Annotated in this window: 19 protein-coding genes; 11 read left to right on the forward strand and 8 right to left on the reverse strand. The window is 66.3% G+C overall.

The window, feature by feature from the left end; all coding sequences use genetic code 11:
• Positions 1–30 precede the first annotated feature (30 nt).
• On the forward strand, positions 31–993 hold the full coding sequence (locus AB431_RS02205) for a response regulator transcription factor (RefSeq protein ID WP_144418169.1): 963 nt from the start codon (positions 31–33) through the stop codon (positions 991–993).
• Between the two features lie 35 nt (positions 994–1,028).
• Here the strand turns inward: AB431_RS02205 and AB431_RS02210 are convergent, their stop codons facing one another.
• Positions 1,029–1,355: a hypothetical protein gene (locus tag AB431_RS02210; RefSeq protein ID WP_047328566.1), complete on the reverse strand. Its 327-nt coding sequence runs from the start codon at positions 1,353–1,355 to the stop codon at positions 1,029–1,031.
• 193 nt (positions 1,356–1,548) lie between these two features.
• Between AB431_RS02210 and AB431_RS02215 the strand changes: the two genes are divergently transcribed.
• Positions 1,549–1,881, forward strand: a complete 333-nt coding sequence (locus AB431_RS02215; protein ID WP_047328567.1) for a hypothetical protein — start codon at positions 1,549–1,551, stop codon at positions 1,879–1,881.
• Positions 1,882–1,948: 67 nt separating this feature from the next.
• Here AB431_RS02215 and AB431_RS02220 read toward each other — a convergent pair whose 3' ends face one another.
• Together AB431_RS02220 and AB431_RS02225 are read right to left on the reverse strand one after the other, a co-directional pair.
• On the reverse strand, positions 1,949–2,707 hold the full coding sequence (locus tag AB431_RS02220) for a DeoR/GlpR family DNA-binding transcription regulator (protein WP_047328568.1): 759 nt from the start codon (positions 2,705–2,707) through the stop codon (positions 1,949–1,951).
• Between the two features lie 10 nt (positions 2,708–2,717).
• A complete protein-coding gene (locus tag AB431_RS02225; protein WP_200902687.1) occupies positions 2,718–4,721 on the reverse strand; it encodes a PTS mannitol transporter subunit IICBA in 2,004 nt (667 codons plus the stop codon).
• Positions 4,722–4,857: 136 nt separating this feature from the next.
• Here AB431_RS02225 and AB431_RS02230 point away from each other — a divergent pair, with 136 nt between their 5' ends.
• From AB431_RS02230 to AB431_RS02240, 3 genes are all read left to right on the forward strand, one after another.
• Positions 4,858–5,916 (forward strand): zinc-dependent dehydrogenase, encoded by a 1,059-nt coding sequence (locus AB431_RS02230; RefSeq protein ID WP_047328569.1) that lies wholly within the window; start codon positions 4,858–4,860, stop codon positions 5,914–5,916.
• Positions 5,917–6,002: 86 nt separating this feature from the next.
• On the forward strand, positions 6,003–6,554 hold the full coding sequence (locus AB431_RS02235) for a CsbD family protein (protein ID WP_047328570.1): 552 nt from the start codon (positions 6,003–6,005) through the stop codon (positions 6,552–6,554).
• A gap of 50 nt (positions 6,555–6,604) precedes the next feature.
• Positions 6,605–7,270 (forward strand): IF2 family translation initiation factor, encoded by a 666-nt coding sequence (locus tag AB431_RS02240; RefSeq protein ID WP_235435806.1) that lies wholly within the window; start codon positions 6,605–6,607, stop codon positions 7,268–7,270.
• Here AB431_RS02240 and AB431_RS02245 read toward each other — a convergent pair.
• Genes AB431_RS02245 through AB431_RS02255 form a run of 3 tightly spaced genes read right to left on the reverse strand, consistent with a single transcriptional unit; the run spans position 7,267 to position 11,257 of the window.
• A complete protein-coding gene (locus AB431_RS02245; RefSeq protein ID WP_047328572.1) occupies positions 7,267–8,715 on the reverse strand; it encodes an aldehyde dehydrogenase family protein in 1,449 nt (482 codons plus the stop codon). The two genes, AB431_RS02240 and AB431_RS02245, sit on opposite strands and share 4 nt — an antisense overlap.
• Before the next feature lies 1 nt (position 8,716).
• Entirely contained in the window at positions 8,717–9,910 is a 1,194-nt protein-coding gene (locus tag AB431_RS02250; protein ID WP_047328573.1) for an acyl-CoA dehydrogenase family protein, read from the reverse strand.
• 3 nt (positions 9,911–9,913) lie between these two features.
• Positions 9,914–11,257, reverse strand: a complete 1,344-nt coding sequence (locus AB431_RS02255; RefSeq protein WP_047328574.1) for an NAD-dependent succinate-semialdehyde dehydrogenase — start codon at positions 11,255–11,257, stop codon at positions 9,914–9,916.
• A gap of 108 nt (positions 11,258–11,365) precedes the next feature.
• Between AB431_RS02255 and AB431_RS02260 the strand changes: the two genes are divergently transcribed.
• The 3 genes from AB431_RS02260 (at position 11,366) to AB431_RS02270 (ending at position 13,641) form a co-directional block, all read left to right on the forward strand.
• Positions 11,366–11,971 (forward strand): helix-turn-helix domain-containing protein, encoded by a 606-nt coding sequence (locus AB431_RS02260; RefSeq protein ID WP_082135522.1) that lies wholly within the window; start codon positions 11,366–11,368, stop codon positions 11,969–11,971.
• A gap of 46 nt (positions 11,972–12,017) precedes the next feature.
• Positions 12,018–12,266: a hypothetical protein gene (locus tag AB431_RS02265; RefSeq protein ID WP_047328575.1), complete on the forward strand. Its 249-nt coding sequence runs from the start codon at positions 12,018–12,020 to the stop codon at positions 12,264–12,266.
• A gap of 190 nt (positions 12,267–12,456) precedes the next feature.
• A complete protein-coding gene (locus tag AB431_RS02270) occupies positions 12,457–13,641 on the forward strand; it encodes a cytochrome P450 (protein WP_047328576.1) in 1,185 nt (394 codons plus the stop codon).
• Here AB431_RS02270 and AB431_RS02275 read toward each other — a convergent pair.
• Together AB431_RS02275 and AB431_RS02280 are read right to left on the reverse strand one after the other, a co-directional pair.
• The gene (locus AB431_RS02275; protein WP_047328577.1) at positions 13,638–15,401 is read right to left on the reverse strand and encodes a sulfatase-like hydrolase/transferase; all 1,764 of its coding nucleotides are present in this window, start codon (positions 15,399–15,401) and stop codon (positions 13,638–13,640) included. The two genes, AB431_RS02270 and AB431_RS02275, sit on opposite strands and share 4 nt — an antisense overlap.
• The gene (locus AB431_RS02280) at positions 15,394–15,801 is read right to left on the reverse strand and encodes an SRPBCC family protein (protein ID WP_235435987.1); all 408 of its coding nucleotides are present in this window, start codon (positions 15,799–15,801) and stop codon (positions 15,394–15,396) included. The genes AB431_RS02275 and AB431_RS02280 overlap by 8 nt, the downstream gene beginning before the upstream one ends.
• 130 nt (positions 15,802–15,931) lie before the next feature.
• Between AB431_RS02280 and AB431_RS02285 the strand changes: the two genes are divergently transcribed.
• The 3 genes from AB431_RS02285 to AB431_RS02295 all read left to right on the forward strand — a co-directional run bounded on the left by AB431_RS02285 (position 15,932) and on the right by AB431_RS02295 (position 19,358).
• Positions 15,932–16,525 carry a GNAT family N-acetyltransferase gene (locus AB431_RS02285; protein WP_047332997.1) on the forward strand — a complete coding sequence of 198 codons (594 nt, stop codon included), beginning with the start codon at positions 15,932–15,934 and terminating at the stop codon, positions 16,523–16,525.
• A 144-nt stretch (positions 16,526–16,669) separates the two neighbouring features.
• Entirely contained in the window at positions 16,670–17,950 is a 1,281-nt protein-coding gene (locus tag AB431_RS02290; protein ID WP_047328578.1) for a hypothetical protein, read from the forward strand.
• A gap of 58 nt (positions 17,951–18,008) precedes the next feature.
• Positions 18,009–19,358 (forward strand): salicylate synthase, encoded by a 1,350-nt coding sequence (locus AB431_RS02295; RefSeq protein ID WP_047328579.1) that lies wholly within the window; start codon positions 18,009–18,011, stop codon positions 19,356–19,358.
• Positions 19,359–19,360: the final 2 nt, after the last annotated feature.

Raw genomic sequence — 19,360 nt, forward strand, 5'->3', positions numbered from 1 at the left:
TAGACCTGCGTTCCGCGTACTCTCGCGAAGGTGATCGGTCGTCTCGAAGCGACGGTGAAGTTATCTGGCGAGGCTTCGCTGAGCTGCCTGCCGGCGGTGGTGGGTGGCACCGCCCGGGGAGGAAGCGGCCTGCACGAACCCGACACCGGGGATCTCGTGGCGGGCGTGCAGCAGGCTGTCGATCGACTCATCCTGGCGTCATCGGTGAACGAGCTCTTCGCGCTGGCGGCAGCCGCGGCGGCCCGGATCGGGTTCACCCGGGTGCTGTTCTCCAGGCTTGATCACGGAACCTGGTTGACTCACAACGCTTATACGGCCGATGACCCCGACTTCGCCGAGCAATTGGTGGCATTCGGTACCGCGCACTCCCAACGGTTGGGCGGCCAACTCGTGGAGTCGGAGATGTTGCTCACCGGCATCCCGATCCTGGTGTGCGACGCGCAATCACATCCTCGGGTCTTCCGTAAGCTCGTCAGGTTCGCCCGCACCACCGATTACGTCGCCGCGCCGGTCCAGGCCTGGGGTGTGCCGGTGGCCATGATCCACGCCGACCGATATCCCGATCGCAGCGTCCAAGAGATCGACCGGCGGCTGCTCGGTCTGTTCGCCGGCGGCCTCGGCCTTGCGATCGAGCGGGCTCAACTCGCTGATCGATTGAAAGTGATCAACCAGGCGTCAACCCTACTGGGACATCGCCCGGATGAGGACGCCCTGCACGGTCGGCCGGATCAACAGCCCCCACCACGGTTGGCTGCGGTGTCGTCGCTGCCCCGGGCGGAACGTGCCACCGAGCGGCTCTCGCCGCGCGAATGGGATGTGTTGCGCAGCATCGCCCTCGGCAAGACCAACGCTCAGATCGCCAGCAGCCTGTTTCTCGCCGAGAACACGGTGAAGGTACACGTCAAGCGCATCTTGCGAAAACTGGGTGCTGGCAACCGGACTGAGGCCGCGGCGCTGTATCACCGGCTCACCCGTCGAGGCCCCTGCGACTGAATCGCGGAATCAAGGCCGCATCCTCGAAGCCGGGATCAGTCGGGAGGATTCCCGGCGCTCTGGTCGAAGCGATCTCTGTCCGCTGCCCGACGCTGCCGTGCGTCCACCTGCGGATCGTTCTTGTCGAAGGCTGCTGTCCGGCGTTCGGGGTTTGCGTGAACCCGCACGACCGACCCGATGTCGGGCGCCCAGAAATCGGTGGCGATGTGGGGCTCCTGCATGATGCATCGGTACGGCTGTTCGCCGGGAACGTGGACGTCGGCGACGTATTCGTAGATGGTCACCATGCCGTCCCCGGTGGTGACTTTGCCGCGCCGGTCGACGATGGTGGCCTCACCGTCGACAGTGCCGTGGCCGAACATTGGTCAACAGTACGTCGCCGTCCGCCGTCGCGGACCCTTGTCGCGCGGGCCGTGGTGAGTGGGCCGTGGTGAGTGGGCCGTGGTGAGTGGGCCGTGGTGAGTGGGCCGTGGTGAGTGGGCAATGTGGCGAGAAGGCTCCCTCGGGCCCGGCCGAGCAGCACAATGGCACTGCGAACCATCGAAAGAGAAGCCCATGAGCACGGATACGCCCGGCGGATTGCCACCAATCGAGGAGTTCCGCAGGAGGGCGGCCCACGTCGACCGTGAATTCGCCGACGCCCGACGGTACCTGTCGGCGATGTGCGACGACGACGATCATTCGTTAGGCGAGCTGATGGCCGAGATTCACCGCAATGGACGGGCCATGCAAGTGTTGGCAGCCATGGCGGTGCTTGCACTGGACTTCGCCAATTTGTCTGCGGACCGCCTCGGGGGTGATGTTCGCCGCTGGCTCGACTCGTCTGCGATGACGCCGGACACGGCCCAGGCCGAGCGCAGCCAGAGCGAACTCGGGGGAGAGGGATGACCGGCTAGGCCGCAGGATATCGAAAGTTACTGGGGCGGAGCCCTATCGATACACCGATGGGACCTGACTAGGTCCGCACGACCGACGGTCCCATGGCCTCGTAACCGCGTGCGTCGGCGGGCGACAGCTCGATGCCGGTCACGATCGAGTCGAAATCGGCCACGTCGGCGAACCGGCAGAAGCTGCTGACGCCGAATTTCGTGTGTGCGGCCACCAGAACCCGGCGACGGGCGACTTTGACTGCCATGTGCTTCACCGCGGCGACGGCCGGGTCGGGCGTGGTGAGGCCATGCTCGCGTGAAATGCCGTTCGTGCCAAGGTAAGCGACGTCAATCACCAGGCTGCCGAGCATGTCGGTAGCCCAATGGTCCACCGTCGCCAGTGTGCGGCCCCGCATCCGGCCGCCGAGCAACAGGACAGTCACCGACTCACTGTGCGCCAGCGCCTCGGCGGCCAGCAGTGACGAGGTCACCACGGTCAGCTCCTGCTCGGCCAGCCGCTCGGCGATCAGCCGCGGTGTGAAACCTTCGTCCAGGTACACCGTTTCGGCTCCGTGCAACAGCTCGGTGGCCGCGCCGGCGATCCGGTGCTTCTCAGCCAGGTCCACCTGGCTGCGGTACTCGACGGTCGATTCGAATGCCGCGGTCTCCAACGGGATGGCGCCGCCGTGCACGCGTTTGAGCATCCGGCGCCCGGCGAGGACCTTCAGATCACGGCGGATCGTCTCGGCCGCGACGTCGAGTTCCTCGGCCAGGGCGGCGACCTCGACTCGCCCGCGGACGCGGGCGAACTCGACTATGCGGCTTTGACGGGTGTCCGAATCCACGTCGGTATTCTCACCCGCCGGTGCCGCCGAGCACCGCTCGGACCTCGTCGGGTGTCGTGGCGTCGCGAAGCCGGGCCACCTCGCCGGAGTTCAGGAACACCCCGGCGATCTTGGTCAGCAACGCCATGTGGTCCTTACCGGCCCCGGCGATGCCGATGACGAACTCGGCCGGCTTGCCATTCCAGTCGATCGGTTGGGCGTAGCGCACAAAGGAGATTCCGGTGCGCCGGATGGAGTCCTTGGCCTCATTGGTGCCGTGCGGGATGGCCAGTCCGTTGCCCATGTATGTCGACACCGAGGCCTCCCGTTCGTGCATGGCGTGGACGTACGACGGTTCGACGGCGCCACAAGCCACCAGCAACCGGCCCGCCTCGCTGATTGCCCCCTCGCGGGTGGTGGCGGTGCCGGCCAGCACGATTGACTCGAGGGCCAGCACGTCCTCGCCGGGCGCCTCGTCGGCCTGTTCGACCGGGGCGGCCGCAATGCCGTTGCCGCCGTTGGCCTTTCCGAGCAGCTCGACGATCTCGTCGTACTGCGGCGCGTTCATGAAGTTGTCCACCGAGACGTGGACCGCCGACGGCGTCTTCTGCCGTGCGCGTGCGGTCAGATCCTGGTGAGTGACCACCAGACCGAAGGTGTCGGTGAGATTGGCGATGGACTGGTTGGTCACCTTGACGTCGGAGAAGCCGGCCCCCTGAACCTTCTTGCGCAGCACCGAGGCGCCCATCGCCGACGAGCCCATGCCGGCGTCGCAGGCGAACACGATGTTGGTGATGGGGCCGCTGTCGGTAGATCCCACCAGCGCCGAGGACACGCTCGATTTCTTGCCCTTGAGTGCCTCCATGCCCGCAGTCGCGGCGGCCAGGTCTCCGTCGTCGTCGGAGCGGTCGGTCTTCAGCAGGAGTGCGGCCACCGCGAATGAGACTGCGGCGGCGCCTACGACCGACAGCGTGACACCGAGGTAGCTGCCGGTGGCAGTCTGGGCGTAGACGGCGATGATGGAGCCCGGTGCGGCCGGTGCGCGCAGTCCGGATCCGAACAGCACGTTGATGAAGATGCCGGTCATGCCGCCGAGGATGGTGGCGGCGATCAGCTTGGGCTTCATCAGGACGTACGGGAAGTAGATCTCGTGGATGCCGCCGAAGAACTGGATGATCGCCGCGCCCGGTGCCGATGCCTTTGCGGCACCTCGTCCGAATGCCATGAACGCCAGCAGGATTCCCAGTCCGGGGCCGGGATTGGCTTCCAGCAGGAACAGCACGGACTTACCGGTTTGCAGGGCCTGAGTGGTGCCCAGGGGCGTGAGCACCCCGTGGTTGATCGCGTTGTTGAGGAACAGGACCTTGGCCGGCTCGATGAAGATCGACGTCAGGGGCAGCAGATCGTGGGCGACGAGGAAATCCACCACCCGGCCGGCGCCGTGGCTGAAGCCCGACACGATCGGACCGATTCCGAAGAAGCCGAAGGCGGCCAGGATCAGCCCGACGATGCCGGCCGAGAAGTTGTCGATGAGCATCTCGAAGCCCGGGCGGACCTTGCCGTCCCAGATGGCGTCGACCTTCTTCATCACCCAACCGCCGAGAGGCCCCATCATCATCGCGCCGAGGAACATCGGGATGTCGGTGCCCGCGATCACGCCCATGGTCGCGATCGCGCCGACCACGCCACCGCGGATGCCGTAGACCATCCGGCCGCCGGTGGCTCCGATCAGGATCGGCAGCAGGTAGGTGATCATCGGCGCGACGATGCCGCCGTCGGCGAAGTCCCCCCAGCCGCCGATCTTGGCCACCCAACCGCCCGGGTCGCGTAGCCCCGGGAAGATCCCGGTCAGCCAGCCGGCCTTGATGAACAGGGCGGTGATCAGGCCCCAGGCGATGAAGGCGCCGATATTGGGCATGACCATGTTCGACAGCGACGTGCCCAGCTTCTGAACATGAACTCGTGCCCCGGTCCGCGGTTTCGTCTCGGTGGTGGACAACTTGAGGCCTCCGATCTCTCCGGTGATGCCGATCACATCGGACCATCAGTAAAACCCACAACCGGGCAGCAATGCAAGCGATTCGGTCATAAACGGGCGAAATTGGCTGTGGTTTTATGCCCGGATTGCCGTTAGAGTGTGGGTCAGCTCACCCGGAGGAAGGACGATCGCCATGAAAGCCCTGCGCTTCTACGCCCCCGAGGACGTCCGGCTGGAGGATGTCCCGGAGCCCACCTGCGGACCCGACGAGGTCAAGATCCGGGTGCGCAACTGCTCGACCTGCGGCACCGACGTCAAGATCTTCTACAACGGCCACCAGAACCTGACCCCGCCGCGGACGATCGGCCATGAGATCGCCGGCGAAATCGTGGAAGTCGGCGCCGAGGTCAACCAGACGTACGGCAGCGAGTGGCGGGCCGGTGATCGGGTGCAGGTGATCGCCGCGGTGCCGTGCGGGCACTGTCATGAATGCCGCAAGGGCTGGATGGCGGTCTGCCAGAACCAGACATCGGTGGGATACCAGTACGACGGCGGGTTCGCCGAGTACATGATCGTGCCCAAGCAGGTCCTGGCCGTCGACGGATTGAACCGGATCCCGGAAAACGTCGGCTTCGACGAGGCCTCGGCCGCCGAGCCCTTCGCGTGTGCCATCAACGCGCAGGAACTGCTGGGCATCGAGGAGGGCGACACCGTGGTCGTTTTCGGCGCGGGCCCAATCGGCTGCATGCACATCCGGATCGCGCGCGGCGTGCACAGATGCGGTCCGGTCTACCTCGTCGACGTCAACGACAGCCGCCTGGCGATGTCTGCCGACGCCGTCGACCCCGATGAGGTCATCAACGCCGCCGACGTCGACGTCGTCGCGAAGGTCATGGAGCTGACCGGCGGCCGGGGTGCCGACGTGATCATCACCGCCACTGCGGCCAACATCACCCAGGAGCAGGCGATAGCGATGGCCGCGCGCAACGGCCGCATCTCGTTCTTCGGCGGGCTGCCGAAGACCAATCCGACGATCACTTGCGACTCGAACGTCGTGCACTACCGCCAGCTGCACATCCACGGCGCCAACGGTTCGGCGCCCGAGCACAACAAGCGCGCGCTCGAGTACATCTCGACCGGGCAGGTACCCGTCAAGGACTTGATCACCCGCCACATCTCACTGGACAACGTGCTCGACGCGTTCGGCATCGTCAAGAGCGGGGAGGCCATCAAGGTCACGGTCGAGCCGTAGTTCATCACGTCGGACTTCTCACAAAGGGTTTCATTCACCCCTCAGGTGGAACGCAGTCCCTGTACGCACGCCTATGAGGGGACCAGATGAACAACAAAGCTGAGCAGGCCCGTGAGGGCTTGATCGACTCGATCAAGGGCAAAGCCAAGGAGGTCGTCGGCGCCGTCACCGGCAACGATTCGCTGACCGCGGAGGGTCAGCTGGATCAGGTAGCGGCCAACCAGCGCAAGGAGGCCAACGCCGAGCAAGCGCTCGCCGACGCCGAAGCGGCCGAAGCCAGGGAACAAAAGTCCGAAGTCACGGCGGACGCAGCGCAGGCCCGTGCCGAGGTGACCGCTCGTGCCGCAACGGCCGAGCACGCTATCGACAACGAGGCGCAGGCCCGCAAGCGCGCGGCCGAGCAGAGTGCCCACCAGCAGGCGGCCACCGAGGCGGCGCGGGCGGAGCAGGACGCCCAGCGCGAAGCCACCAGCGCCGAGGCGCGGGCGCGGCTGGAATCCGAGCAGGCCCGCGAAAAGGTGGAGGCTGCCGCCGAGGAGCATCAGGATGCGGTACACGATGCCGTCCAGGCGCGGGCGGCGGCCGCGCAGCTGCGCGGCGAAGCCGACAAGCTGACCGACGATGCCGATTTACCCTGAGCCACAACGATTATCGAAATAGAGGAAATTGCTCAATGAAAATCTCTGACATGCCTTTCGCCATTATGCGGCTGCAATATCGCGCCGCGCGGCTGCCGCTGCAGATCGTCGAGGACCAGGTGATGGTTCGGTTGAAGAGCGAGTCGCCGGCACGTCTGGTCTATGAGCGCTCTTTCGGGGCGCTGGACGTGACCGTCGGCAACTTGCTCGGTGCCGCTGATATCGCCGAGCGGGGCGCAGCGCTCGCAGAGCGCAGTGAAGCGTTGCGTCTGGCTGCTGAGCTCGACGCCGAAGCCGACAGCGAAGTTCGCGAAGCCGGCGAGAACTTCAAGGCGCGGCGCGACGACGCCGACCGGCAACGGAAGAATGCCCAGGACAAGAAACAACAGGTGGTCTCCGAGTCGCGCCAGCAAGCCGAGGCGCGCAAGCAGAACGCGGCCCAGAGCGCGGCGGAGCGTGCCGCCGTCGTCAAAGAGCGGGTCGACAAGGCAGCATCGCAGCGCACCGCAGCGGTGGAGAACGCCAAGCAGACCGAAAAGGCCAACATCAGCGCCGCGGAGAAGACCGTGACCAAAGCGGCCCAGGCAAAACTCGACGACGCCCAGGAAAAGCGGAGTGAGGCGGCCTCGATCCGCAGCGACGCCGACCGGGCGAACGAACTCGCCGACGTCGAGAAGGAGAAGCGGCAGCAGGCACGGGCCGCCGAGAAGAACTAGCCGCGCAGGTACACCGTCGTCGTGTGAGTGAAAAACTCCCTGGCGGCGGTGCCCTGCTCCTTCGGGCCGAGCCCACTCTTCTTCGCACCGCCGAACGGCACGTGCGGATCAGCGCCCGCGGATTCGGAGTTGATGTGCAGCACTCCGACGTCGAGGTGCTCGACCGCATGGAGCGCACGGCTCAGGTTTTGCGTGAAGACGGCTGCCGACAAGCCGAATTCGCTGTCATTGGCCAGCGCGAAAGCTTCAGCGGCATCGGTGGCGCGCCGCACCGCGAGCACCGGCCCGAACAGTTCCGCCGACCAGATATCTGCCGGCGCGGTCAGCTCCAGCACTGTGGGCGCGACGAAGAAGCCCTCAGCCAGTAAGCCCTTGAAGTAGGGCTCGCCGCCGGCCAGCACCTCGGCGTCCTGTCCCATTGCGGTGCCCAGGCCCCCGTAGATATTCCGCTGGGCCGCCCCGGTGATGACCGGACCCATCTGCGTCGCGTCGTCGGCGGGGTCGCCGACGGCCAACGCGTCCGCCCGAGCGGCGAGTTCCGCCAGGAACCGGTCGGCGATCCTGTCCGTGACGACCAATCGTGATGTTGCCGTGCACTTTTGGCCAGCGGAACGGAAGGCGCCCAGCATCACCTGATCCAGCGCCAACTCGATATCGGCGTCGTCGAGCACGACGGCCGCGTTCTTGCCGCCCATCTCGGCCTGCACCGGCACGCCACGGCCAGCGGCCGCTGCGGCGATACGCCGTCCTACTGTCGTCGACCCGGTGAAGCTGATCGCGGCGATATCCGGATGCTCGACCAGTGCCTCACCGACCGGCGAATCGCCGATCACCAAATTGAGCACGCCCCGCGGAAGCCCCGCGGCGGTCAGCGCCTCAGCGAGTCGGACCGCCAGCAGTGGAACGGTGGCTGCCGGCTTCCACACCACGGTGTTGCCGTAGACCAGAGCGGGAGCGATCTTCCAGGCCGGAATGGCGATCGGGAAGTTGAACGGGGTGATGACCGCGACGACGCCGATCGGCTTGCGGGTCACCAGGATCTGTTCGCCCGTGCGCGGCGAGGCGAAGATCTCGCCGTCCTGTCGGTCGCCTTCGTTGCCGTAGTAGCGCAGGATCTGTGCGGCCCGCCGGACCTCGCCGATGCCCTCGGCCTTGGTCTTTCCCTCTTCGGTCGCCAGGTCCAGACCCCACGCCTCGGCATTGCGCTCGACGACGGCAGCGGCTTCCAACAGGACAGCGCCACGCTGATGGATCGGGGTTCGGGTCCAGCTCGTGAGCGCTTCGGCCGCCGCGGCCACGGCACTGTCGACATCGGCGACGGTTGCGCAGTTGCCCTCGGCCACAACCACGCTCGGCCGGGTCGGGTTGACGCTGCTGATGTGGTCTCCGCTGCCGGCTTGCCATTCACCGGCGATGAGGTGCCGCAGTTCGACGGCGTGGGTCATTTCAGCGGAACGCTGCCTGGCCGGTCAGTGCGCGTCCGATCGACAGCAGGTGCATCTCGGAGGTGCCCTCGTAGGTCAGCACCGACTCGAGGTTGTTCGCATGTCGCAGCGGTGAGTATTCCAGCGTGATCCCACTGCCGCCCAACAGGGTTCGGCATTCTCGGGCGATGGCCAGCGCCTCGCGCACGTTGTTAAGCTTGCCCAGGCTGATTTGCTCGGGGCGGGCGCCCTCGGCGTCCTTCATGCGACCGAGGTGAACCGCCAGCAGCATGCCCTTGCCCAGCTCGAGGGTCATGTTGGCCAACTTCTCTTGGGACAACTGGAAACTCGACAGCGGACGGTCGAACACCTCGCGCTCGCGCGCATAGGCGATCGCGGTCTCCAGGCTGTCGCGCGCCGCTCCCAGCGCGCCGAACACGATCCCGAACCGTGCCTCGTTGAGGCACGACAGCGGCGCACCCAGGCTCGTGGCCTCGGGCAGCTGCGCCGACGCCGGTAGCCGCACACCCTCCAACACCAGCTCGGAGGTCACCGAGGCCCGCAGCGACAGTTTCTTGTGGATGACATTGGCGGTGAATCCCGGAGTGTCGGTCGGCACCAGGAAGCCCCTGATCCCGTCGTCGGTCTGCGCCCAGACCGTGGCGACGTCGGCGAGATTGCCGTTGGTGATCCACATCTTGGTGCCGTCGAGCACCCAGTCGGTGCCGTCACGCCGTGCCTTGGTGCGCATGCCCGCCGGGTTGGAGCCGAAGTCCGGCTCGGTCAGCCCGAAGCATCCGATCGCCTCGCCGGTGGCCAGCCTGGGCAGCCACTCGTTCTTCTGCTCGTCGGAGCCGTAGCGGTAGATCGAGAACATCGACAGTGAGCCCTGCACCGAGACGAAGCTGCGGAAGCCGCTGTCGCCGGCCTCGAGTTCCATACAGGCCAGGCCGTAGCTGACCGAGTTGGTGCCTGCGCAGCCGTACCCCTGCAGGTGCATCCCCATCAGGCCGAGTTCGCCGAACTCCTTGGCGAGTTCCTTTGGCAGCGTCGCTGATTCGAACCAGTCCTCGATGTTCGGCCGCAGCCGGGTGTCGACGAACTTCCGCACGGTGGCCGCGATGTCCCGTTCGTCCGAGTCGAGCAGACGGTCCGTGCCGAACAGCTCCAGCGGGGTGTACACGTCCTTCTTGGCCGGCGCAGTCGTGGTGCTCATGGGTTATCCGATCCGGATCAGTTTCTTGTTGACGAACTCGTCGATGCCGAACCGGCCCAGCTCCCGCCCGAAACCGGAGCGCTTCACTCCGCCGAACGGTAGCTCGACCCCGTCGGCGCCGACCACGTTCACGAACACCATTCCGGCGTCGATCTTGTCGGCTACCCGCTTGGCCTGTTCTTCATCCGTGGTGAACACGTACGAGCCGAGGCCGAACGGAATGTCGTTGGCCAGCTCCACCGCCTCGTCCTCGGAGCTCACCTTGAACACCATCGCCACCGGGCCGAACAGCTCTTCGCGGTACGTCGCCGAATCGGGGGTGACACCGGTCAACACGCCCGGCGGGAAGTAGGCGCCGTCGCGCTTGCCTTCCGAAACCAAGTGGGCGCCGTCGGCCACCGCGCGGTCGATCTGCTCGGCCAGACGCTTGGCCGCGCCCAGCGACGACAACGGCGCCAGGCCGTCGGCGGCTTCGACCACCTTCTTGGTGAACTTGTCGAGGAACTCGTCGTAGAGGTCCGCCGAAACGATGAAACGCTTGGCCGCGTTGCAGGCCTGGCCGGTGTTCTCGAAACGGCCGGCCATCGCGGCCTCGACGGTCGCGTCCAGGTCGTCGCTGGAAAGCAGGATGAAGGGGTCGGAGCCGCCGAGCTCGAGCACCACCTTCTTCAGGTTGCGGCCGGCGATCTCGGCGACCGCCGCGCCTGCGCGCTCCGAACCGGTCAGTGACACCCCCTGCACTCGAGGGTCGGCGATCATCTCGGCGATCTGCTCGTTGGTCGCGTAAACGTTGACGTACGCCCCGGCGGGGTAACCGGCGTCGTCGAAGATGGCCTGGATGGCCTCGGCGGACTCCGGGCACTGCGGCGCGTGCTTGAGCACGATGGTGTTGCCCAGCGTCAGGTTCGGCCCTGCGAAGCGGGCGACCTGGTAATACGGGTAGTTCCACGGCATGATTCCGAGCAGTACGCCCACCGGACCGCGCTTGATCACCGCGCTGCCTTCGCCGTCGAGCAGCTCGATCGGCTCGTCGGCCAGGAACTTCTCGGCGTTGTCGGCGTAGTACTCGTAGATCGCGGCGCTGAAGTCCACCTCGCCGAGGGCCTGGTCGAGTGGTTTGCCCATCTCGCGATTGATGATCTCGGCCAGCTTCTCGCGTCGCTCGGTGTGCAGCGCGGCCACCCGGCGGATCAGGGCGGCCCGGTCGGCCACCGTCGAGGACTTCGACCACGTCCGGTAGGCCGCGGCGGCCGAAGCCAGTGCCTGCTCGATCTGTTCGTCGGTCGCGGTCGGGTACTCCCGCACGACATCGCCGGATTTCGGGTCGACCACCGCGTACAGACTCATGTCCCGTCCTCAGGGTTTAGTGGTGTAAAACTAACGAAGTTATATACCGCTAAACTTTAGCCGCACAAGGTCCGGTCGACCGGCCGTCTGCCGAAGGTGAGGTGTCCCATGCAGGAGGGCACCGGCGACCACGCTCTCGCCGGCGTTGACGGCTGGATGACAAGGCTGGGCCCGAAGTTGCGGCAGCTTCGCAAAGAGCGGTCAATGACGTTGGAGGCGGTCGCCTCCTCCGCCGGACTGACCAAGGGCTTCCTGAGCCTGCTGGAGCGCGGACAGACCACCATATCGGTGCCCAACCTGCTTCGCGTGTGCGAAATCCTCAGTGTCTCAGTGGGTTCGCTGTTCGACTATCCGGAGTCGCCGGTGGTTCGCGGCGGTGGTGCGCCAGTCGAGATGGGCGGCAGCGGAATCCGAGAGTACCTACTGACGCCGGAAACCGAACGTAATCTGCAGGTGATGCGGACGGTGTTGCATCCTGGCGGGGGGACCGGCGGGGCCTACACATTGGAGTCCGAAACCGTCTTTGTTTTCGTACTGCGCGGGTGCCTGCGCCTGACGGTGGACGGTCAGGAATCCGTCCTCAAAGCCGGGGACTGCTACACGTTCTCGGCGAAGGCAGCGCATTCCTGGGACAACCCCGGACCGGAGTCGAGCGAAGTGTTGTGGTCTATCACGCCCCCGATCCCACGGAATTCCGACCCGAATCTCCCCTGATCGTGCTGTACTGGCCGGAGAGTATGTTGCCGGGGAAGGTATTTGGGTGGCCAAGAAGTCAGCGGGAAAGCGTGCTGACGGCGACGAGAACATCGCCGTCGATCAACGCGTCCGTGTCTATGTCGACACCGACGACGAGGTACGTGGCGTCATTGTCGAGGATTTCGGGGACTTGGCCGGCCATGCCGTCGATGTCGGGGACGTGCACATCTCGGATGCCGCACGGCGCTGGGCGATCCTATTGGACGCCGGCACGCTTGTCTTCGTCGACAGCCACGAGATAGCTCCCGAGTAACTGAGTTCACCCCGCGCACGCCGGTCGGCGCGTTCCGACGCCAACGGCAAGTCGATCAGCCTGCAAGCCTGAGCTGCGGGTTCAGTAGCTGCAAACAACGCCACCTTGCCTGATGTCTGCGCGTTGCCCTAGTGTATGACGAAATCGTCATATGCGACGAAAAGCTCAGTCAGATGGGTTTGGAGACTCGATGGGGCGTGCGCGGTCTGCAGCGGAATACCGGCCGGACATCTACGCCCGTGGCGCGATTCTGGATCCTTACCCGCACTACCGGCGGATGCGGGCGCTCGGCTCCGTGGTCTGGTTGCCTCGTCAGCGGGTCTACGCGCTGCCGCGCTATGCCGAGTGCAAGTCGGTCCTACGCGATGACGAAACCTTCATCTCCGGAAACGGCGTGGCGCTCAACAGGATCAGCAACCGCCTGTCCCGTGGCACCACGCTGAACAGCGACGGTGCCGAACACGAGCGGCGGCGCAAGCTCGTCGCGCACCGGCTGATGCCGCGGGCATTGCACGCCATCTCCGACACCGTCGAGCGGCAGGCTGCCGACGTCGTGGACGCCGCGGTGGCGCGCGGCGAGGTCGATGGAGTGGAGCTGGCCTCTGCGCTGCCGCTCGCGATCGTGCCGGATCTGGTGGGCTGGCCCCGCGACCAGCGTGGTCACCTCATCGACTGGGCCGGAGCCACCTTCGACGCGCTCGGTCCGTTCAATCGGGAAGCGATCAAGTCCGTGCCGGGGACCGCTCAGATGCTCCGGTTTGCCCGGCAGGTCGTGCGCCGGCGCACCGTTCTCGCCGGGAGTTTGGCTGACGAACTGCTGACCGCCGCCGACGACGGCGTGCTGTCGGTCGACGAGTGCCCGGCACTGCTCGTCGACTACATCGCACCCTCGCTGGACACCACGATCAGCGCAATCTCTGCAGCCTTGCATCTCTTCGCCGGACATCCGCGGCAGTGGCAATTGCTGAGGGCCGAGCCGGACCGGATTCCGAACGCGGTGAACGAGATCGTGCGTTACGAGTCTCCGCTGCGGGCCTTCGCGCGCGAGGTCCGTACCCGCACCGACGTCGCGGGAACCGAGCTACCCGCCGGAGCGCGGGTGCTGGTGGTGTACTCGTCGGCGAATCGCGACGAACGGGAGTGGGACCGGCCGGAGGAGTTCGACATCACCCGGGATGCCGGTCGCCACATCGGCTTTGGTCAGGGTGCCCACGCCTGCGCCGGACAGGGCCTGGCCCGGTTGGAGACCTCTGCCGTGTTGCGCGCCCTGGTCGAGCGTGTCGACCGTATCGAGCTGACCGACGCACCGACGTGGGCGGTCAACAACATCATTCGGCGCCACCGTAGGCTGCCGCTGAAATTGGTTGCCGCCTAACCGAACAGCCGGCGGCGCCGAGCGGCAGGTACTCGGCGGGCGGCGTACGGCCACGGGTTGTTCCGCTCCGGGACAGACTGTGCGCGAATTTCTTTGAGTGTCCTCCGGAGTAGTTGCCGCAGTTCGTGCAAGGCGGGGTCAGGCCAGCGGTTCATGGTCTCGATAGGGTCATCACTCAGGTCGTAGAGCTCCCACTGGTCGTCGAGCGGACTGGTTCGATACGACTCACCGCCAGGGCCGTTTGCAGCGAGCTGCCGAACGCCGGGTTCGGTCCAGGTACCGGGATCGTCGAACGTGCGCACCAGCTTCCACAGCCGGCCTTCCACCCGCGTGACGAGCCCCTCGAAGTTCGCCGCGGTGTGCGCCGGGATCCGGATGCGTAGCGGTGCAGGTGGATTCACCGTGCGCCTGAGACGACGGGCCAGACCGGAAGCTCCGGTGTCGCCCTCGAGCATGTTGTCCCGGGTCATGATGTAGACCGCGCGGCTCTCGTCGTCGGGTGCGCCGTCGACAATCGGCATGAGATTACGGCCGGGCAGCGGGTGCACTTCGGTGAAGGACTCGGAAAGCATTGTCGCAGTCGACTCCACGTCGATGCCGGCGGCGCTGAGCAGGGTCGGCACCAGATCGACGTGGGAGGTGGGGGATTCGACGAGCCGCGGTCGAGTCGCTTGTTCTCCGATCCGCGCGATCACGAACGGCACCCGGGTGGCCTCGTCATAGAGGTTGAACCACTTCTGATGCAGACCGCCGTGGGCGCCGAGCAGATCGCCGTGGTCGGCGGTGCGCACCAGCACGGCGTGATCCGATCCGCCCTCGGTCACTGCCCGACGCACCCGATCGATGGGCACGTCGACTTCGGCGTGCAACCGGTAGTAGAGGTCGCGGTATCGCTGCGCGCCGCGGGCGTAGACGCGTTCAATGGCGGCCGCGGGACCGTACCCGGAGTAGTAGGCCTCCCGGAAGGCGATCTGTGCCGCGGGCTTGGTGCGCAGGTCTTCGTCCGCGGTGGGCGCAGCCGGAATCGGCGGTGGATCGAGCGGCGAGGGTTCCAGCGGGCTCCGCCTCGCCCACGTGGGAAACAGCACGATGTCGTGCGGGTTGACGAAGCTCGCCACGAGTAGAAACGGCCGCAGTGCAGCAGCATCGCCGGCGCGCCTGCGGGAGTATCGATCCTGCAACCAGGCCACCACCCGGTCGGCGATCAACGGGTCGCGCCGGACGCCACTGTTCGCCAGTCCCGCGCCGTGTGGTTCGGGCCCGACCCAGCCGGAGAACCCGAACGGTGCGAGCGGGTCGGCATCGAGATACCGTCGCACCGCACCGGGATCGACGACGCCGTCGTCGTCATTGGTCGCCAACGCCCCGCCGGTCGCGGCGTCGGTCAGATCGGCGTGCGAGATGTGCCATTTGCCGTCGTAATGGGTGTCATACCCCGCGGCGCGGAACCAGTTGCCCAGGGTGGGCACTTCGCCGCGACGCAGCCACCGCATCCGCGAATCGTCGAATGCCTTTCCGATGCCGTCGGTCTGGGTGACGCCGTGCAGGTCCGGGTACTGTCCGGTGAAGATCGTCGGCCTGCTGGGCACGCAGGCCAGCGAGCCGGTGTAATGATGCCCGAAGCTGACGCCGTGCTCGTCGAACCATCGCCGCCCGCTCAAAACCCGCTGCCGCCAAGCGAGCACGTCACCCGATTCGTAGGGCGGAGTCGCACGCTCCTCGTCGGTCATCACGATGATGATGTCGGGACGATCAGTCATGCTGGGCCTCCAGTCGTTTCGCCAGTCCGTCGAGCATCAGATCGAGCCGTTTGACGGTGGCTCGGCTGAACAGCCGTTCGGCCAGCCGCTGCACCGGATTGGTACCGATGGTCACCTCATTCGTCAGGGTGACCTCGGTGAGACCCCGCGCGATCGGCCGCAGCGTCCAGCAGCTGCGGAGACGACGCACCAGTGGGGGCAGGCCCTCGATGTCATAGGCGAGCGTGTGCGGTGGGTCGAAGTCGGTGATCCGCTCGACCAACGTCGATCTCCCGAGCTGGACGCGACGCGAGGTGCCGACGGGGCTGCCGAGGGCACCGTGCTCCAGTAGGCAGGAGTGGTCGACGAAGCCGACCCAGGAGCTGACCGCGCCGAAGTCCGCCAGCACGTCCCAGATCATCTGCGGGTCGGCGGCGACTGCTCGGGTGCGGCGAATCTCGGCCACCGGATCATTGAACCGCACTCACTCCTGCGATGTCGGCAATGTGGAGCCCACCGTGAACACGCGCCGATCGGTTACGCTGCGCGCGATGACCGAGGTTGTTCTCGCCCGTGCCCTCACTGACCTGCCCGACGATGTGTCGCGAGTTCCGGCGCCGGTCCTGCCGGCGGTCGAGCCGCCGTTTGCGTTACGGGTGGCGACCGCCGCGGATGCCGTGATGATCGCCGAGTGGATGAACCGTCCGCATCTGGCGCAGGCGTGGGAGTACGACTGGCCGGTCGGGCGCTGGCGACGGCATCTGCAGGCGCAGCTGAACGGCACATATTCCGTGCCGCTGATCGCCAGCCTCGATGGCGTTGCCGATGGATATCTCGAATTGTACAGGGCAGCAAAGGATTTGATTGCGACCTGTTATGACGCCGATCCCTACGATCTCGGATTGCACGCCGCGATCGCCAGTACGAGACTTCTCAACCGGGGCGTTGGCCTGGGCCTGCTCCCACAGATCATCGCCAACTTGTTCGCGGCCGAACCGCGATGCCGGCGCGTGATGTTCGATCCCGACCACCGCAACGCTGCCGCCCGAAGAGTGTGCGAGGCCGCAGGATGCACGTTCCTCGGTGAGTTCGACATGTCGAATCGGCGGATGGCCCTCTACGCCTTCGACCGCTCTGGGGTCTGACCACCGCCGCTGGGTTCCGGACGTCGTTGGAGCGGCAGCCGGACCCGGGAACTAAGGTTAGGCGTACCTATTGAAACTTAGGTAAGACTTAGCTAATCTCCGTCCGCGATATTAACTCGTCAATAATCTGGAGAAGGAGATTTCGTGCACGCCGCTGTCAACCTTTCGGGGGCTGATTTCGTTGCCAGCCCAGCAATCTCGGCGCGCCGCGCCGGCAGACTCACCATCGCCGGTGCGGCGATCGTGACCGCCGGTGCTTTGGTCGCCGGACCCGCCACCCAGTCCCTGCCTGACGAGATTCAGCGACGCGCGGTCCAGGCGGTCGAGCTGACCGGCCTGTCGGTCACCGCCTCACCGCTGACCGTTTACCCCCAGATCGTGACGAATACAGTCACCAACATTGCCGCGCTGACCCAGGCGATCGCGGCCGATCCGCTGCCGATTCTGTCTCAGGTCGCCCGCAACCAGATCGGCTACGCCAACGAAATCGGCGGCGCCATCGCCGGAATCCCCGCTGGCTGGGAAACCTATATGGCGGGTCGCGGCGGGACATTCCTGGCGAATCTCAAGATAGCCGTCGACCAGGGCAACAACGCCGAAATCGTGAACCAGCTGAGCAGCTTCGTGCTGTACGGCGCGCTGGCGACGATCACGCCGATCTACAACGCCCTGTTGACGTACACCCCTCGGGGCAGCACCGTGCCGAATCCTGGTATCCCACAACAGATCGCGCAGAACTTCGCGAATGCCGTCGGTGCGATCTTCAGCAGCACGACTCTGGTCAACGGCATCTTCCAACCGGTTTACGGTGCGGCGCTGAGTGTGTTGGCCACCGCCGGAGACATCGTCGGCGGACTGGTCCAGTCGGTGTCCGCCGGCGACGCGGTGGGAGCGATCAACACCGTGGTCAACACCCCCGGGTTGTTCGTGAACGCCGTACTGAACGGCTGGAACAACCCGAAGTCGGCTTCTCCCTTCCCGGCTCTGCTCACCTACATTCCGGTCGCACCCCCGACGGACCCGGCTAACGGAGTGACCGTGACCGGTCCGTCGATCGGCCTGCTGGGCAGGCTGCTGGTCTCGATCCCGCAGGCGATCGCCAAGGCCATTACTCCGCCGACCACTACCACCACGACGGCCAACAGCACCCCGGCTCTCACCGCGGTGTCGGCGGGGGTGCAATCCACTGAGACCTCTTCGGAAACCGCCGGCACGGCCGAGGTCGCCGAAAAGGCTCCGGCCAGCGCCGCTTCCACGTTGGCCGCGACCGGCACCAAGGCTGCCAAGAAACCTTCGCCGGCCGCGGCCACGGGCAAGGGTGACAAGGCGGCGGCCGGGGCCGGCACCGGCGGAGTGAAGAAGGCAGGCGTCGCGGGCAGCGCCCGTAGCAAGGCCTCGGCTTCCGGCTCGTCGGACACGAAGTAACGGTATGAGGAGCCGGGCCCCCATGTGGGGCCCGGCTTTTCAAGTGAGGACTGTCGACATGACCGACGTGACTGCAGCACCGCGAGCGCCGTTCGAAACGCCCTGCCGGGCCGCGATACCCGATGGCATGACACCGGCTGACGTGGTCGCACAGTTGGCGGCCGCGGTGCCCGAACGCACCGGAGCCGACTACCTCGTCTATGAGCGGCATGGCAGCTGGACTCTGGCGATCGGGGCGCGGACGTCCATCGAGCTGGATCGGGATGAATGTCGAATCCGCGATGGGCAGGCAGTCGTCTCCCGTGGGTGGACCGGACGCCCGGCACAGGTGCTCGCCGACGCACTGAAGGTCACACTGGTCGACGGAGAACCGGCATTCGGGTGGGTTGCATTCGAGTTCGGGGCGCACCGCCACGGTTTGTTCGACCAACTGCCGGCGGGCACACCGCTGGCCCGCATCTTCACGCCGCGGAGCCGAGTCATCGTGTCGGATAATGGCATTCAGATCATCAACGGCGGCGCGCAGCTAGGGGCGGCGATCCGCGCGCTGCGGCCGGCATCGCTCGGTACGCGCGCCGGCATCGTCGACGTCACGGCCGACCCCAGCGGGTACCGGGACCGCGTTGCCACGGCGGTCACCGAGATCCGGCACGGCCGCTATCAGAAGGTCATCCTGTCCCGCACCGTGGACGTGCCGTTCTCGCTTGATTTCCCGGCGACATACAGCCTCGGACGAAAGCACAACACGCCTGCGCGGTCATTTCTCCTGCGCCACGGGGGCATTCGAGCCCTGGGATTCAGTCCCGAGTTGGTGGCGGCGGTGCACAGCGACGGTGGGGTGGTAACCGAACCCCTAGCCGGCACAAGGGCATTCGGTCGCGGTGCGATCCACGACCGCGCGGCCCGGGACGATCTGCAGTCCGACGCCAAGGAGATCGTCGAGCACGCGCTGTCGGTGCGGACCTCCCAGCAGGAGATCGCCGAAGTCGCCGAGCCCGGCAGCGTCGCGGTCACCGACTTCATGACGGTCCGCGAGCGCGGCAGTGTTCAGCACCTGGGCTCGACCGTCGGCGGCACCTTGCTTCCAAACACCGACCGGATGGACGCGCTGGCCGCCTTGTTCCCTGCGGTGACGGCGTCGGGAATCCCGAAAGCGCCAGGCGTCGAGGCGATCCTGCGCCTCGACGAGATGCCCCGGGGCCTGTATTCCGGCGCGGTCGCGACGTTCACACCCGACGGTGGTATGGACGCGGCACTGGCGCTGCGGGCGGTCTACGAGGCCGATGCCCGGACCTGGCTGCGAGCCGGGGCAGGCATCATCGCCGCGTCGTCGCCCGACCGTGAGTTCGAGGAGACCTGCGAGAAGATGGCCTGCCTGGCGCCCTACCTCGTCGCACGCCCTGGCTGACC

Source organism: Mycobacterium sp. EPa45 (genome assembly GCF_001021385.1).
In the GTDB taxonomy this organism is placed as follows: Bacteria; Actinomycetota; Actinomycetes; order Mycobacteriales; family Mycobacteriaceae; genus Mycobacterium.